The sequence below is a fragment of the Paracoccus sp. Z118 genome (genome assembly GCF_019061185.1).
GTDB lineage: Bacteria > Pseudomonadota > Alphaproteobacteria > Rhodobacterales > Rhodobacteraceae > Paracoccus.
In genome coordinates, this window is the sequence record NZ_JAHQZU010000009.1 from 88,777 (window position 1) to 104,861 (window position 16,085).

Sequence of the window (16,085 nt, forward strand, 5' to 3'; positions counted from 1 at the left end):
TCTGTGCCTAAGTGGTGGACCAGATACCGGCGGCGGATCAAGCTGCGGGCCAAGCGGCAGTATCTGCTCGCCCGCGCGATCCGGCGTCGGCGGGTGCTCACGCCGGTGATGGACCGCACCTCGGGGATTGCCCCCGACGCGATCCTCGGCTTCGTCGTCCAGCGCAACGAGGCGGTGCGCCTGCCGTGGTTCCTCGATTATTACCGCAAGCTGGGCGTCGATCATTTCCTGTTCGTGGACAATGACAGCGACGACGGCAGCCGCGAGTTCCTCACCCGCCAGCCCGACGTGTCGCTGTGGACCACCTCGGCCAGCTACAAGGACGCGCGGTTCGGGCTGGACTGGCTGAACTGGCTGCTGCTGCGCCACGGCGCCGGTCATTGGTGCCTGACCGTCGATCCCGACGAGATCCTCGTCTATCCCCACAGCGACGTGCGCCCGCTGCGCGCGCTGACCGACTGGCTGGACAGCTCGGCCATCCGGTCGTTCCCGGCGATGCTGCTGGACATGTATCCGCGGGGCGCCGTCACCGACCAGCCCTATTCGCCCGGCCAGAACCCGCTGGAGATCGCGTCGTGGTTCGACCCGGCGAACTACATGATCCGCAAGAACGGCGAGTTCGGCAATCTGTGGATTCAGGGCGGCCCGCGCGCCCGCGCCTTCTTCGCCGACGAGCCCGAGAAGTCTCCGGCGCTGAACAAGATCCCGCTGGTGCGCTGGTCGCGCCATTACGCGTATGTCAGCTCGACCCACATGCTGCTGCCCCGCTCGCTGAACCTCGTCTATGACGAGAGCGGGGGCGAGCGGGCGTCGGGCATCCTGCTGCATACCAAGTTCCTGTCCACCTTCGTGGAGAAATCGGCCGAGGAGCTGGACCGCGGCCAGCACTACGCCGACAGCCGCGAATACAGGGCCTATCACGCCGCCCTTCAGGACCAGCCCGATTTCTGGTGCCCCGAATCCGCGCGCTACGAGGGCTGGCGGCAGCTGGAGCATCTGGGGCTGATCTCGCGCGGGAACTGGGCATGACGCGGGCCGCCCATCTGAGCCCGGTCCCGCCCGGACCAATCCCCGGCCCCGTGCGGCTGGGGGTCGTGATGCTGTGCCACGAGAACCTGCCGCTCGCCGCGCGGATGGCGCGGATCTGGCAGCAGGGCGGGGCGACGGTCGCCATCCACGTCGATGCCAGCGTGCCCGAGGCGGACATGGCCGAGATGCGCCGCGCGCTGGAGGGTTGCGACGGCATCCTGTTCGCCCCGCGCCGGCGCTGCGAATGGGGGCATTTCTCGCTGGTGGCCGCAACGCAGGATGCGGCCGAGCTGCTGCTCGCCTCGGCGTCCGACACCACCCATGTCCTGACCGCGTCCGGGGCCTGCCTGCCGCTGCGTCCGGTGCATGAGCTGGCCGCCTATCTCGCCCGCCATCCCGGCCGCGACTTCATCGAAAGCGTCAACGCGCTGGATGTCGGCTGGGCGGTCGGCGGGCTGGACATGGAACGGTTCACGCTGCGCTTCCCGTTCTCGTTCCGCCGCCAGCGCCAGCTGTTCGACCGCTATGTGAAGCTTCAGCGCAGGCTGAAGATAAAGCGCAAGGTTCCGCAGGGGATCACGCCGCATCTCGGCTCGCAATGGTGGTGCCTGACGGCGCGGACGCTGGCGGCGATCCTGACCGATCCGCGCCGGGCCGAGTTCGACCGCTTCTTCCACCGCGTCTGGATACCCGACGAGAGCTATTTCCAGACGCTCGCCCGGCGGCACACGCTGGGGATCGAAAGCCGGTCGCTGACGCTGTCCAAGTTCGACGCGCAGGGCAAACCCTATGTCTTCTACGACGATCACCGCGACATGCTGATGCAGTCGGGCTGTTTCGTCGCCCGCAAGATCTGGCCGCGGGCCGAGGGGCTTTACGCCGCCTTCCCCGCGCAGAGCCGGACCGAGGAGCCCGACAGCTACCTGATCGACCAGCTGATCGACAGCGCCGTCGCCCGCCGCAATCTGGGACGGCCGGGGCTGTATATGCAGAGCCGCTTTCCCAGAAAGGACGCCGAGAACGGCAAGACCGCCGCGCCCTACACCGTGCTCTACGGCCTTGCCGAGGCTTACCCCGGCCTGCCGGACTGGCTGCCGGGCAAGGTGGATGCCGATGTCCACGGCCATCTTTTCGCCGAACACGAGGTCGAGTTCAGCGCCGGCCGGCGGATCGGCCCCGGCGGGTTGGCGGGCAGCCCGGCGGTGCGCGATCTGGACCCGCAGGGATTCCTGACCTCGCTGATCCGGGTGACGAAACGGCCGCAGATGTTCCAGTTCAGCCCGCGCGACCGGCAGAGCCTCAACTGGTTCATGGCGACCGATCCCAACATGCGGCTGCTCGTGATCACAGGCGCTTGGGCGGTGCCGTTGCTGCATTCGGGGATGCCGTTCGACGATGTGCGCCGCGCCGCCGCGATCTTCCAGCGGCGCGAACTGGCATTCCTGGAGATCCTCGATTCGGTCTGGGTCAAGGCAGACGTGCATCGCTGGAATCTGGCGCAGGTCGGCACCGACCCTAAGGCGCCGCTGGCCGCGCTGCTGGGGGCCGATCTGCCAAAGGATCACCCGCAGGTCGCGGATCTTTCCGGGATGCGCCCCTTCCTCGACCGGCTGCGCAATGCCGGCCTGCGCCCGCGAAAGCTGGGCGATTTCCGCCATCCGCAGCGCACGGCCCGCGCGCCCCTGCTCAAGGACGCCTCATGACCCAGCCCTTCCGCAGCTTCGTCATCTTCGCCGAGATGCGCACCGGGTCGAACCTGCTGGAGGCGACGCTGAACGCCATCAAGCGCGTCACCTGCTACGGCGAGGCGTTCAACCCCTACATGATGGGCTGGCCCGACAAGGACGAGCTGCGCGGCGTGACGATGGCCGAGCGCGACGCCGACCCGATGGTCCTGTTCGAGGCGATCCGCTCGCACCCGAACCTGACGGGCTTCCGCTATTTCCACGACCACGACCCGCGCATCCTGGACGCGATCATGGACGATCACAGCTGCGCCAAGGTCGTGCTGGCCCGCAACCCGCTGGACAGCTACGTGTCCACCCGCCTCGCCTATGCCACGAACCAGTGGAAGCTGAACGAGACGGAAACCCCGATCCCCGCCCGCATCCAGTTCGACGCGGCCGAGTTCGGGCGCACGATGTCGGACATCGAGCAGTTCCAGTTGCAGATCCTGCACCGGCTTCAGGTCAGCGGACAGTCGGCCTTCTGGCTCGGCTACGAGGATCTGCGCGACACCGGCGTGATGACCGGCCTCATGCACTGGCTCGGCCGCACCGATCTGGATCGGGTGGAAGCCGCCAGCGACCAGGTGCCCCAGAACCCGCGCGAGCTGGCCGACAAGGTGGAAAACTTCGACGAGATGCAGGCCGCGCTGGCGGCGATGGACCCGTTCCAGTCCCGCCGCCTGCCCAGCTTCGAGCCGCGCCGGGGACCGGCGGTGCCGTCCTTCATGGGCTCGAGCGCAGGGAAGGGGCTGGTCTTCATGCCGGTGAAGGGCGGGCCGTCCGATGTGGTGGGCGGCTGGCTTCGCGGCCTCGGCGGCGTCACCGACGATTTCAACCAGAACTCCCTGCGCCAGTGGAAGCGCCAGCGCCCCGGCCATCGCGGCTTCACGGTCGTGCGCCATCCGCTGCTCCGCGCCTGGGCGGCCTTTGCGGCGCTCGCGGGTGGCGGCAACGTGGAACTGCGCGAGCTGCTGCGGTCCACCCACCGCGTCCCGCTGCCCGAAGGCGGGCTGCGCGCGGTGAAGGATCAGCCCCGCGTCTTCGCCGCCTTTCTCGACTTCCTGCGCCGCAACCTGAACGGCCAGACGACGCTCGCGACCCATCCCGGCTGGGCCACCCAGTCCGAGGTCATCTCGGGTTTTTCCCGCTTCGGCGCGCCCGACCTGATCGCGCGCGAGGACCGGCTGGCTGACGATCTCGCCTTCCTGACCCGCGCCGCCGGGATCGACGCGGCTCCGCCGAAGGCCGAGGCGGGTCCCGCGCTGCTGGATGATCCGGCGCTGCGCAAGGCGGCCAAGGCGGCCTATCTGCGCGATTACGTCGCCTTCGGCTTCTCCGACCGGCCCTGAGCCGTCACCCCTGCGGTGTCATCACCTTGCGCGCCCGCGCCCGCTCCAGGCCCAGCTGGCGCTCGCGCCAGATGATCGTGATTCCCGCCGCGATGATGACCCCCGCGCCCAGCAGCATCGTCGCCGTCGCCGCCTCGCCGAACACGAACCAGCCGATCCCGAGCGCGAGGATCATCGAGGCATAGTCGAACGGCGCCACCACCGAGGCATCCGCATAGCGATAGGCCGAGGTCACGAGGATCTGCGCAAGCCCGCCCATCAACCCCGCCGCGACCAGCAGCGCGCCGGTTTCCAGACCGGGCAGCACCCAGTCGAAGGGCAGCGTGACCAGCGACAGAACCGAAGACGTCACCGAGAACCAGAACACGATGGCCGAGGTCCGTTCCTGCGCGACCATCTTGCGGATGAAGATATGCGCCATCGCCGCAAAGGCCGCGCCTGACAGCGTCAGCACCGCGCCCAGCTTTTCGGCGGTGGAGACGCCGTCCCCCGTGCCGCGAAGCTGCGGCGACAGCACGATCAGCACCCCGATCAGCCCCAGCCCCACCATGCTAAGCCGGAAGAGGCCGACGCGCTCGTTCAGGAACATGCCGGCGAAGATCACCGTCAGCAGCGGCATGGCGTAACCGAGGGCGGTGGCCTCGGGGAAGGGCAGCAGGCCGAGCCCGCTGAAGATGCAGACCATGGACACTGTTCCGGCGATGCCGCGATAGAAATGGCTCATCGGCCGGGCGGTCCGCAGCCCGACGCCAAGCTCGCCGTTCAGCGCCAGCCAGAACAGGATCACCGGAATGGCGAAGAACGAGCGGAAGAACACCTGCTCGCCCACCGGCACGTCATCGGCGGTGGCCTTCAGGATCGCGCCCATGATGGTGAACACCGTCACGCTGCCGAGCTTCAGCAGGATGCCGCGCAGAGGACTGGGGGCGGGCAGTCCGTGGGGCGTCATGCAAGCCGCCGGGCGGCCCAGCGGGCGGCATCGGCCACCGCCGGATCGGGATCGCCGGTCAGCCCTTCGGCGATGGGCCGCAACTCGCGCAGGCCGCTGTTGCCGATCGCGTAAAGCACGTTCCGCACCATCCGGTCGCGCCCGATCCGCTTGATCGGACTGCCGGAAAACCGCGCCCGGAAGCCCGCATCATCCAACGCCGCAAGCTCCGCCAACGGCGGCGCGCGATGCGGCCCGTGATAGCGCATCTCGCTCGCCTGAACGGCGAACTTGTTCCACGGGCAGGCGGCAAGACAATCGTCGCAGCCATAGATCCGGTTGCCCAGCATGGGCCGCAGTTCCGGGTCCACCGGCCCCTTGTGCTCGATCGTCAGGTAGGAAATGCAGCGCCGCGCATCCAGCTGGAACGGCGCGGGAAACGCGCCGGTCGGGCAGGCGTCCAGACAGGCCCGGCAACTGCCGCAATGCTCCGCCTCCGGCGCGTCGGGCGGCAGTTCCAGCGTGGTGAAGATCGCGCCCAGAAAGAACCAGTTGCCCAGATCGCGCGACAGCAGATTGGTGTGCTTGCCCTGCCAGCCGAGGCCCGCCGCCTGCGCCAGCGGCTTTTCCATCACCGGGGCCGTATCCACGAAAACCTTGATCTCGCCGCCGAACTGCTCGATCAGCCAGCGCCCGACGCGCTTCAGCCGCGCCTTGACGATGTCGTGGTAATCCTTGCCCTGCGCATAGACGCTGACCGCGCCCCGCTCCCGCCACTCCAGATCCTCGCGCGGATCATGCGGCGGGGTATAGGCCTCGGCCAGCATCACCACCGATCGCGCCTGCGGCCACAGCGCTGCCGGATCGCCGCGCCAGCCCATGCGCTCGGCCATCCACCCCATCTGCCCGTGCCGCCCCTTCGCGACATACTCCGCCAGCCGCCCCGCCGCCTGCGGGATCGCGTCCGGCGTCGTCACGCGCGCGGCGGTGAACCCCTCGGCCAGCGCCTGCGCCACCAGCGCATTCTTCTTCGCCCAAATATCCTGGGGGGAGCCGGCATCGCCGGCGGGGGGCAACGCCCCCCCTTTCTCAGAAATCGAGCTGCGCATAATGCGGCGCGGGCGTCACGCCCGGCACCTGATCGGCCAGCACGCTGCGGAAGGCGGGGCGCGACTTCACCGTCGCATACCAGTCGCGCAGCGTGGCCGAGCGGTCCCAGTCCACGTCCGAGATGTAGTCGAGGCAGGACAGATGCGCGGCGGCGGTGAAATCGGCAAGGCTCAGCGCGTTCCCGGCCAGCCATTTGCGCTGCTCCAGCAGGACCGTCATGTAGTCCATGTGATCCTTGACCGCGCGCAGGCCGCTCTTGACCAGCCTGCTGTCGGGATAGCCGGCCTTCATCACCTTCTTCCAGACCCGCTCGGACAGGATCGGCTTGGTGACTTCGTCGTTGAACTTGTCGTCGAACCAGGTGCAGAGGCGCCGCACCTCATAGCGGTCCAGCGCCCCGGTCGGCATCAGCGGCGGGCTCGGGACCGTCTCGTCGAGATATTCGCAGATCGCCTGGCTTTCGGCCATCAGCCGCCCGTCCAGCCGCAGCACCGGGATCTTGCCCGCCGGGTTGCGCTTGAAGATCTCGGACCCGGCCTCCCAATAGCGTTCCTCGACCAGCTCGACCTCGATCCGCTTCTCGGCCAGCACCAGCCGCACCTTGCGGCAGAAGGGGGACAGCGTGATGTGGTAAAGGCGCGGGGTCGCGGGTGCGGAAACGGGGGAAGCGGACATGGACATGCAACGGGCTTTCAGCGGGACTGGCCGGTGATACGCGCCGGACGCCCGCGTTTCAACCGCAGGGCGCGGAGGCGGCGATCAATCGCGCTGGAAACAGGCGGCGCGGCCATCTGCGTTGATCGTCGCCGCGCCGTCCGCGATCGCGCGGGCGCGGGCCGAGCCGGTCTTCGGCGCGCGGGTCTTGGGCGCGGGCAGGACGGCGGCCAGCGCGGCGGCCTGCCGCGCCGACAGCTTGTCCGGCGTGGTCCCGAAATGCGCGCGCGCGGCGGCGTCGATGCCGAAGATGCCGGGGCCGAACTCGGCCACGTTCAGATACACCTCAAGGACCCGCCGCTTGGACCAGACCGCCTCGATCATCGGGGTGTAGGCGGTCTCCAGCAGCTTGCGGACCCAGCTTCGCCCTTGCCACAGATAGACGTTCTTGGCCGTCTGCTGGGTGATGGTGGACGCGCCGCGCGATGATCCCGCGGCGATGACGTGCCGGATCTCGGTCATGTCGAAGCCCCAGTGGAGACAGAAATTCGCGTCTTCGGCAGCCACGACCGAGCGGGCGACCACGGGGGCGATGTCGTCCATCCGCACCCATTCGCGCGGCGCGGTCTCGCCCGCCGAGACGATGGTCCAGGTGGTCGGCGGGTTGATGAGCCAGTAGAGCACCACCAGCCCCGCCATCAGCGCCAGCACCCGCAGCCCGAACCAGCGGACGGGACGCCAGACGCGGGTCAGCAGGGCACGGCCAAGCCTGCGCCGCCGGGCCGGTGGCGCAGGCCGATCGTCGGCCCCGCCGATCGGCGGGGCAGGGGGGATGACGTGCCGCATGGGGCCGTCCTGTCACGCCCCCGCGCGGGGCGTCAAGTTCCGCGCCGCCCTGCGCGCGCGCCGGCGCCTTGTCGCGGCGGCCGGGTCACAGCCGGGGCGGGGCCGTGGGTTCGGCGGGGGTGTCCTCGGCCTCGACCGCGGGAACGCCGCCTGCTCCATGATGGCGGGTCGTCGCGCTGCGCAGCCGCGCCTCGTCGTGGTTGCTCAGCGAGGTCTGGATCACGTGCGAGCGGCTGCCGTAACGCTCCAGCCGGGGCAGCAGCTTGTCGAGGTTGAACTTGCGCGACAGGATGAACACCGCCCCGCTGCCGACGGGAACGGTCTTGCCGATCTCGCGGATGAAGTCGTCGTCGATCCCGTAATCGGTGGCGCTGCCCGCCAGCGCGCCAGCGCCCGCGCCGACCGCCGCGCCCAGCAGCGGGTTCAGGAACAGAAGCCCGATCAGCCCGCCCCAGAAGGTGCCGCCGATCGCCCCGGCGGCGGTCAGGTTGTTGGCCTGATGAAGCTGGTATTCGCCTTCGGTCGGACGGGTGACGACGACGGCGTCTTCCAGATCGACGAGGTATTCGGACTGCGCCTTGATCATGTCCTGGCGCAGCGCGAAGGCGTCATCCTCGTCGTCGAAGGCGATTACGATCAGGTCGGACATGAGGCTTCCTTCCGAAAGATGGAGTTGCCGACCAACCCCCCGGCCTGCCAGCCGGTTCCGCGGGACGGCGGCCGGGAACCGCCGGCATCCGGGCGCGTCCTGTCCTTGGGAAGCACGGGAGGGAGCGGGAGGATGCCCTACGTCGAATCGTCCGCGATCCGGCGAATCGAATGGAGCGGGGATGTCCTTTCGGTCTGGTTCCGCTCGGGCGACCGCTACGACTATGATGGCGTCCCCGAACGCGTCTATCGCGGTTTTCTCGCTGCCGGCTCGCATGGCGCGTTCTTCAGCCACTACGTCCGGGATCGCTACCCGATCCTCAGGAAATTGCAGCACTGACCCGGAAAGGGGGCATCGCTGCCCCCTTTTGCCGTTCACTCAGCAGGCATCGCCGCCAGATCGCCGGTCTCCGCCAGCGGGAACTTGAGATGCGGCAGCATCTCGCGCGCGCAGACCTGAAGGAAGGCGCCCTTGCTGTGCTGCCAGTCGGCCAGGATCTCCGCCGCGCGCAGGCTGCCGGTTTCCGCCGCGTGGCGTTCGACCAGCGACTTCAGCTGCGCCTCCCAATGCGGGTGGGTGACGGCGCAGGTGACGAGCGTCTCCATGTTCAGATGCCGCGGCGCGCGCCCCTCGGGGTCGTAGAGATAGGCCATGCCGCCGGTCATCCCCGCGCCGAAGTTCGCGCCGACCGACCCGAGGATCACCGCCACGCCGCCGGTCATGTATTCGCAGCCGTTGGTGCCGCAGCCCTCGATCACCACCTTCGCGCCGGAGTTGCGGACGCCGAAGCGCTCCCCCGCCCGGCCCGCCGCGAACAGGTATCCGGCAGTCGCGCCATACAGCACGGTGTTGCCGATGATGACGTTGTCCGCCGCCACCAGCGGCGAGCCCATCGCGGGCTTCACCACGATGGTCCCGCCCGAGAGGCCCTTGCCGACATAGTCGTTGGCATCGCCCGAAACCTCGATCTTCAGCCCCGGCGCGGCGAACGCCCCCAGCGACTGCCCGGCGCTGCCGGTCAGGCGCAGCGTCAGGTGATCGGGCTGGAGCTTGTTCCGCATCCCGTATTTCTGCACGATCATCGAACTGGTGCGGGTGCCGATGGTCCGGTGGGTGTTCCGCACCGCGTAGGACAGCTGCATTTTCTCGCCGTCCTCGAAGAAGCGGGCGGCGTCCTTGACGATCTCGGCGTCCAGCGTGTCCAGCACCGCGTTGCGGGGGCGCGAGCGGTCATAGACGATCTTGTCCGCGCCATCGACGGTGATGAGCAGCGGATTGAGGTCCAGATCGTCGAGGAAGGTTGAGCCGCGCGAGACCTGCGTCAGCAGGTCGGCCCGGCCGATCACCTCGTCCAAGCTGCGCGCGCCGATGGAGGCGAGGATTTCCCGCACCTCCTGCGCGTAGAAGGTGATGAGGTTCACCACCTTGTCGGCCGATCCGGTGAACATCGCCCGCAGCTTCTCGTCCTGGGTGCAGACGCCGACCGGGCAGGTGTTCGACTGGCACTGGCGCACCATGATGCAGCCCATTGCGATCAGCGCGGCGGTGCCGATGCCGTATTCCTCGGCCCCCATCATCGCCGCCATCACGATGTCGCGACCCGTGCGCAGCCCGCCATCGGTGCGCAGCGTCACCCGCTCGCGCAGGCGGTTCATGGCGAGAACCTGATGCGCCTCGGTCAGCCCCATCTCCCACGGTAGCCCCGCGAACTTGATGCTGGTCGCGGGGCTGGCCCCGGTGCCGCCGTTGTGGCCCGAGATGAGGATGATGTCGGCCTTGGCCTTCGCCACCCCTGCCGCGATGGTGCCGACGCCGGAGCCGGCCACCAGCTTCACGGTGATCCTGGCGCGCGGGTTGATCTGCTTCAGGTCATAGATCAGCTGCGCCAGATCCTCGATGGAATAGATGTCGTGGTGCGGCGGCGGGCTGATGAGCGTCACGCCCGGCGTCGAGTGCCGCAGCCGCGCGATCAGGCTCGTGACCTTCATCCCCGGCAGCTGCCCGCCCTCGCCGGGCTTGGCGCCTTGGGCGACCTTGATCTCAAGTTCCTCGCAGGCGTTCAGGTATTCCGCCGTCACGCCGAAGCGGCCCGAGGCCACCTGCTTGATCTTGGCGGAAGGATTGTCGCCGTTCGGCAGCGGCGCGTGGTGCGCCGGGTCCTCGCCGCCCTCGCCGCTGTCGGACTTCGCCCCGATCCGGTTCATGGCGATGTTCAGCGTCATGTGCGCCTCGGGCGACAGCGCGCCGAGGCTCATGCCGGGCGTCACGAACCGCTTGCGGATGCTCGTGATGCTCTCGACCTCATCCAGCGGCACCGGCTTGCCCAGCGGCTTGATGTCCAGCAGGTCGCGCAGGTGGATCGGCGGGTTCGCCCGCATCGCGGCGGAGAACTGCTTCCACACCTCATAGGACGCCTTCTCGCAGGCCAGTTGCAGCAGCCGCATGGTGTTCGCTTCCCAGGCGTGCTTCTCGCCCGAGCGACGGGCCTTGTAGAAGCCGCCGATGGGCAGCAGGTCGGCGGGGCGGTGGAACGCCTGCTCATGCACCGCCTCCAGCTTGCGCTGGATGCCGATCAGGCCGATGCCGGAAATCCGGCTCTGCATGCCGGGGAAATACTCGGCCACCATCGCGCGCGACAGCCCGACCGCCTCGAAGTTCAGCCCGCCGCGATAGGACGAGATGACGGAAATTCCCATCTTCGCCATGATCTTCAGCAGCCCCGCGTCGATCGCGTCGCGATAGCGGTTCATGGCCTCGATCAGCCCGCCCTCCATCAGCCCGCGCCCGATCCGGTCGGCGATGCTGTCCTGCGCGAGATAGGGGTTCACCGTGGTCGCGCCGCAGCCGATCAGCACGGCGAAGTCATGCGGGTCCACCGCCTCGGCCGAGCGGACGTTGATGGAACAGAAGGTCCGCAGCCCCTTGCGGGTCAGCCAGGAATGCACCGTGCTGGTCGCCAGCACCATCGGGATGCCGATCCGGTCCGCCCCTTGCGCCTCGTCCGTCAGCACGATCTGGCCCGCGCCGGAGCGCACGGCATCCTCGGCCTCGGCCCGGATACGGTGCAGCGCCTGTCCCAGCGCGTCCGGCCCCGGCTCGAACGAGCAGTCGATCCGTGTGCATTGGTCGGCAAAGGCCGCCATCAGCGCGTCGAATTCGGCGCTGGCAAGGAACGGGCTTTCCAGCATCGTGATCTCGGTCTGGGCCGAGCTTTCGTCCAGCACGTTCTTGAGGTTGCCGAACCGGGTCTTGAGGCTCATCACCCGCGTCTCGCGCAGGGAGTCAATCGGCGGGTTCGTCACCTGGCTGAAGTTCTGCCGGAAGAAATGGCTGAGCGGGCGATACTGGCGCGACAGCACGGCGGGCGGCGTGTCGTCGCCCATCGAGGCCAGCGCCTCCTTCCCGTCTTCGACCATCGGGGCGAGGATCGTTTCCAGCTCCTCGACCGTGTAGCCGGCCGCGATCTGGCGGCGGCGCAGGTCGGCCCCGGCGAAGGCCACGGTTTCCGGCAGCTCGCGCATCTGCGCCGAGGGCTGCACGACCTTCTGCACCCATTCCCCGAAGGGCTGCGAGGCGGCCAGCATGTCCTTGAGTTCGCGGTCGTGGTAAAGCCGCCCCTCGGCCATATCGACGGCGATCATCTGCCCCGGCCCCAGCGCGCCCTTTTCGCGCAGGCTCGTCTCATCGACCGTGACCATCCCCACCTCGGACCCGGCGACCAGCAGCCCGTCGCCGGTGACGACATAGCGCATCGGCCTCAGCCCGTTCCGGTCCAGCCCGCCGCAGACCCAGCGCCCATCGGTCATCGCCAGCGCCGCCGGGCCGTCCCACGGCTCCATCACGGCGTTGGAATAGGCATACATGTCGGCCCATGCCTTCGGGATTTCCGTGGCCGATTTCGACCAGCTTTCCGGCACCAGCATCGTCTTGGTCATCGGCGCGTTCCGGCCCGAGCGGACCATCACCTCGAACACCGCGTCCAGCGCCGCGCTGTCGGACGAGCCGCCCGGCACGATCGGCTTGATATCCTCGGCCATCTCGCCGAAGGCCGACGAGGCCATGCGGATCTCGTGGCTCTTCAGCCAGTTGAGATTGCCCTTCAGCGTGTTGATCTCGCCGTTATGGGCCAGCATGCGGAAGGGCTGGGCCAGCCACCATTGCGGGAAGGTGTTGGTGGAATAGCGCTGGTGGTAGATGGCGAAGGCCGACTGGAAGCGGTCGTCCTTGAGGTCGGGATAGAACTCGGCGACCTGCTCGGCCAGCATCATCCCCTTGTAGATGATCGACCGGCAGCTGAGCGTGCAGATATACATCCCCGCGATCTGCGCGGCGACCGCCGCCCGCTCGATCCGGCGGCGGATGATGTAAAGTTCGCGCTCGAAGGTTTCCTCGTCGATGTCCTTTTCGCAGCGGATCAGGATCTGCTCGATCTCGGGGCGGGTGGCGTTGGCCTTTTCGCCCAGAACGGCGGTGTTCACCGGAACGTGCCGCCAGCCGTAGATGTAGTGGCCCATCCGCAGCACTTCGGATTCCACGATGGTCCGGCAGCGTTCCTGCGCGCCGAAGTCGGTGCGCGGCAGGAAGACTTGGCCCACGGCGATCATCTTCGTCAGGTCGGGTTCATGCCCGGTGCGGCGCACCTGATCGGCGAAGAACGGCGCGGGAATCTGGACGTGGATGCCTGCCCCGTCGCCGGTCTTGCCGTCCGCATCGACCGCGCCCCGGTGCCACACGGCCTTGAGCGCGTCGATGCCGTGCTCCACCACCTTGCGCGAGGCGGTCCCGTCGATGCTGACGACCAGGCCGACGCCGCAGGACGAATGCTCATCCTCGGCCCGATAGAGCGAATGCTCCGCCATCCACGCGCGGCGGGATTCTTCCTCGGCTTGCCAGTCCTGCATCATGCGTCCCTTTTCACGTGGGGATGTTCCTGTTCGTATTCGGCCCGCGTGATGCGCGGATGATCGCCCTCGAAGGCGGCGAAGCGGTGCGCCTGATCGGCATAGACCTCGCGCACCAGCGGGAAGGCGGCGGCCCCGTCGAAAAGGCCGGGCGAAAGCTCGTAGTCGCCGCCATTGTCGCGCATCCACAGGCCGGACCCGCAGCGGGGGCAGAAGGCGCGTTCGGCGAAGTCGGACGAGGCGTAGCGGGCGACCTCGCCCGTCACGGTCACGGCGTCGGCGGGGGCGACGAATCCCGCCATGATCCCGCCGCCCCAGCGGCGGCACATGGCGCAGTGGCAGGCGCTGACCTCTCCGTTCCAGCGGGCGGCGGTGATCGTCACGGCCCCGCACAGGCAGGCTCCGTTCAGCGGCTCAGCCATGGATGCGGCCCGCTCGCGTCATCAGCACCTCGCAGTCGTATTCCGGCGTGATCGAGCCGAAGCCCGGATCGCCGGGGAAGCTGAAGCGCACCGGCGAGTCGTTGGTTTCCTGCACCTCGCCGGTCCAGTCGGTCGCCGTCTCGATCCCGCCATGGAAGCGGCGGTTCTCCTCGTTGACGAATTGCTGCCCGGCGCGCTGGATCAGCAGGTTGCCGTCGGCGTCGAAGGTCCGCAGCCGGAAGCGAGTCACGCGCAGCGGCACCCCGCCGATATCCACCGTCTCGCCGGTCAGGTCGTCGCGGCCGATATGGCGCAGCCGCTGGCCGTCATCCGCGTTGGTCCAGAAATCGAAATCGTCCCGCCCGGTGGCGAGAAGCTCGGTCAGGCTCGCCGGATCCGTCTCGCCGTCCAGCCGGTCGGTGATGCCGTTCACGAGGTCACTGCTTTCCATCCACCGGGTCTCGGCATCGATGCGCGAGCGGTAGGTGGCCCCCTCGCGCGAGAAATACTCGGCCCACTGATCGCCCGGTGCGTCGCCATCGCAGCGGTAGTGCTGCGAGACGGTGCAGCTTCGGTTCTGGACCGTCATCTCCAGCCGGCAGCCGGCGGGCGGGGTGAAGGTCGCCGCCGCGGCCGGCTGGACGGCGCCGAGGCCGAGGCCGAGGCAGGCGAGCGCGAATGCTGTCGGATATGCCATGATCGTTCCCCTATTCCGCCGCGATGCGGCTATCGGACCGGCCCAGCCAGTCCGCGATGGAATCGGCCGCCTCGCGCCCGTCACGGATCGCCCAGACGACGAGGCTCGCGCCGCGCACGATGTCGCCCACGGCATAGACGCCGGGCAGGCTGGTGCGGTGGGTCCGGTGATCGGCGCGAATGGTGCTCCAGCGCGTGACCTCCAGCCCCTCCACCCCCCACAGGCGGGGCAGATCCTCAGGCTCGAAACCCAGCGCCTTGATGACCAGTTCCGCGGGTTCGTCGTGAATCGCGCCCTCGATGATCTCGGGAGTCTGGCGGCCGGACACGTCCGGCGCGCCCAGCCGCATCCGCTGGACCTTCAGGCCGATAACGGGCCCGGTCGAGCGGTCGGTTTCGGTCGTGACCCATGCAGGCGAGAGCTTGGGGTTGTCGCCCACCCCGTCGCCGTCGATGTCGCCGCCCGCGTTGGCGACCTTGCCTTCGTCCCGCTGGGCGGCCTCGCCCACGACATGGCCCGAGAAGGCGGCGGGGGCGGAGAGCCAGACGAATTCCACGCCCTCCTCCTCGGCATTCTGCACCTCGCGTTGTGATCCCGGCATGTTGGCGCGGTCGCGGCGGTAGAGGCACTTCACCGAGGTCGCGCCCTGCCGGATCGCGGTGCGCACGCAGTCCATCGCCGTATCGCCGCCGCCGATCACCACGACGCGTTTGCCCGCCGCGTTCAGTTCCCCATCCGCGAAGTCGGGCACCTCGTCGCCCAGATCGACACGGTTGCTGGCGGTCAGATAGTCCAGCGCCGCGACCACGCCGCGTTCGGGCGGGTTGTCGATGTCCAGATCGCGGGCCTTGTAGACGCCGGTGGCGATCAGCACCGCGTCATGCCGGTCGCGGATCGCGTCGAAGCTGACCGAGCCGCCCACGTCGGCGTTCAGCACGAACTCGACCCCGCCATCCGCCAGCAGGCGGCTGCGGCGCTCGACCACATGCTTTTCCAGCTTGAAGCCGGGAATGCCATAGATCATCAGCCCGCCCGCCCGGTCGTGGCGGTCATAGACCGTGACCTGGAACCCCATCCGCCGCAGCCGATCGGCGGCGGCGAGCCCCGCAGGCCCCGCGCCGATGATGCCGATGCTTTCGGTGCGTTCGGCCACGGGCCGGATCGGCTCGACCCAGCCTTCCTCCCAGGCGGTGTCGGTGATGTATTTCTCGATCGCGCCGATGGTCACGGTGCCGTGGCCTGACTGCTCGATGACGCAGTTGCCCTCGCAGAGGCGATCCTGCGGACAGATGCGGCCGCAGATTTCCGGAAAGGTATTGGTTTCCTGGCTGCGCAGATACGCCTCTTGCAGCCGCCCCTCGGCGGTCAGGCGCAGCCAGTCGGGGATGTTGTTGTGCAGCGGGCAGTGCGACTGGCAGTAGGGCACGCCGCATTGCGAGCAGCGGCTGGCCTGTTCGGCGGCCTTGGCGTCGGCATATTCGCGGTAGATCTCGTGGAAGTCGCCGGCGCGTTCGCCTGCGCCGCGCTTCTCGGGCATCTCGCGACCCAGCGTCACGAACTTGAGCATCTTCTGCGTGGCCATCGGCTGCGTCCTTCGCTGCGTCTCTGGGATTCGTTGTAAATCAGCGACTTCAGCAGGAAAAGTAAGCAGTACTGACGTATATTCCAATTTCCTTCCGGCGCCGAGTAAGCCTTTGCAAAGGCCGCGAATTATTTAGGTCGCACAGCGGTCCCATTAGGTGGGCTATGGGCTGTTGTCCCTCCGCACCGAAC

The 16,085-nt window shown here is 68.4% G+C and carries 13 protein-coding genes; 4 read left to right on the forward strand and 9 right to left on the reverse strand.

Going from position 1 to position 16,085, the window contains the following annotated elements; translation table 11 throughout:
- Window positions 1-3: 3 nt before the first annotated feature.
- The 3 genes from KTN05_RS09755 to KTN05_RS09765 are packed head-to-tail and all read left to right on the forward strand — an operon-like array spanning window position 4 to window position 4,105.
- Entirely contained in the window at window positions 4-1,029 is a 1,026-nt protein-coding gene (locus KTN05_RS09755) for a glycosyltransferase family 2 protein (RefSeq protein WP_371823324.1), read from the forward strand.
- Entirely contained in the window at window positions 1,026-2,732 is a 1,707-nt protein-coding gene (locus KTN05_RS09760; RefSeq protein ID WP_217329207.1) for a beta-1,6-N-acetylglucosaminyltransferase, read from the forward strand. The genes KTN05_RS09755 and KTN05_RS09760 overlap by 4 nt, the downstream gene beginning before the upstream one ends.
- The gene (locus KTN05_RS09765) at window positions 2,729-4,105 is read left to right on the forward strand and encodes a hypothetical protein (RefSeq protein ID WP_217329208.1); all 1,377 of its coding nucleotides are present in this window, start codon (window positions 2,729-2,731) and stop codon (window positions 4,103-4,105) included. Before KTN05_RS09760 ends, KTN05_RS09765 begins: the two co-directional genes overlap by 4 nt.
- 4 nt (window positions 4,106-4,109) lie before the next feature.
- Here the strand turns inward: KTN05_RS09765 and KTN05_RS09770 are convergent, their stop codons facing one another.
- From KTN05_RS09770 to KTN05_RS09790, 5 genes are all read right to left on the reverse strand, one after another.
- Window positions 4,110-5,054 (reverse strand): DMT family transporter, encoded by a 945-nt coding sequence (locus tag KTN05_RS09770; protein WP_217329209.1) that lies wholly within the window; start codon window positions 5,052-5,054, stop codon window positions 4,110-4,112.
- Entirely contained in the window at window positions 5,051-6,109 is a 1,059-nt protein-coding gene (gene queG, locus KTN05_RS09775) for a tRNA epoxyqueuosine(34) reductase QueG (protein ID WP_254368105.1), read from the reverse strand. Before queG ends, KTN05_RS09770 begins: the two co-directional genes overlap by 4 nt.
- A 13-nt stretch (window positions 6,110-6,122) precedes the next feature.
- Complete coding sequence (locus KTN05_RS09780; protein WP_371823325.1) at window positions 6,123-6,824, reverse strand: glutathione S-transferase family protein; 702 nt, start codon at window positions 6,822-6,824, stop codon at window positions 6,123-6,125.
- Window positions 6,825-6,902: 78 nt separating this feature from the next.
- Window positions 6,903-7,643: a monofunctional biosynthetic peptidoglycan transglycosylase gene (mtgA, locus tag KTN05_RS09785; protein WP_217329212.1), complete on the reverse strand. Its 741-nt coding sequence runs from the start codon at window positions 7,641-7,643 to the stop codon at window positions 6,903-6,905.
- 85 nt (window positions 7,644-7,728) lie between these two features.
- A complete protein-coding gene (locus KTN05_RS09790) occupies window positions 7,729-8,292 on the reverse strand; it encodes a DUF1269 domain-containing protein (protein ID WP_217329213.1) in 564 nt (187 codons plus the stop codon).
- A 132-nt stretch (window positions 8,293-8,424) separates the two neighbouring features.
- On the opposite strand from KTN05_RS09790, the gene KTN05_RS09795 reads away from it, so the two are divergent.
- A complete protein-coding gene (locus tag KTN05_RS09795) occupies window positions 8,425-8,631 on the forward strand; it encodes a KTSC domain-containing protein (RefSeq protein ID WP_217329214.1) in 207 nt (68 codons plus the stop codon).
- A gap of 35 nt (window positions 8,632-8,666) precedes the next feature.
- Here the strand turns inward: KTN05_RS09795 and gltB are convergent, their stop codons facing one another.
- From gltB to KTN05_RS09815, 4 genes are read right to left on the reverse strand one after another with little or no spacing between them, the layout of a single operon-like run.
- On the reverse strand, window positions 8,667-13,193 hold the full coding sequence (gene gltB, locus KTN05_RS09800; RefSeq protein ID WP_371823326.1) for a glutamate synthase large subunit: 4,527 nt from the start codon (window positions 13,191-13,193) through the stop codon (window positions 8,667-8,669).
- On the reverse strand, window positions 13,193-13,615 hold the full coding sequence (locus KTN05_RS09805; protein WP_217329216.1) for a GFA family protein: 423 nt from the start codon (window positions 13,613-13,615) through the stop codon (window positions 13,193-13,195). Before KTN05_RS09805 ends, gltB begins: the two co-directional genes overlap by 1 nt.
- Window positions 13,608-14,312, reverse strand: coding sequence for a hypothetical protein (locus tag KTN05_RS09810; RefSeq protein WP_217329217.1), 705 nt, complete (start codon window positions 14,310-14,312; stop codon window positions 13,608-13,610). The genes KTN05_RS09805 and KTN05_RS09810 overlap by 8 nt, the downstream gene beginning before the upstream one ends.
- 10 nt (window positions 14,313-14,322) lie before the next feature.
- Window positions 14,323-15,894 (reverse strand): NAD(P)-dependent oxidoreductase, encoded by a 1,572-nt coding sequence (locus KTN05_RS09815; RefSeq protein ID WP_217329218.1) that lies wholly within the window; start codon window positions 15,892-15,894, stop codon window positions 14,323-14,325.
- Window positions 15,895-16,085 lie beyond the last annotated feature (191 nt).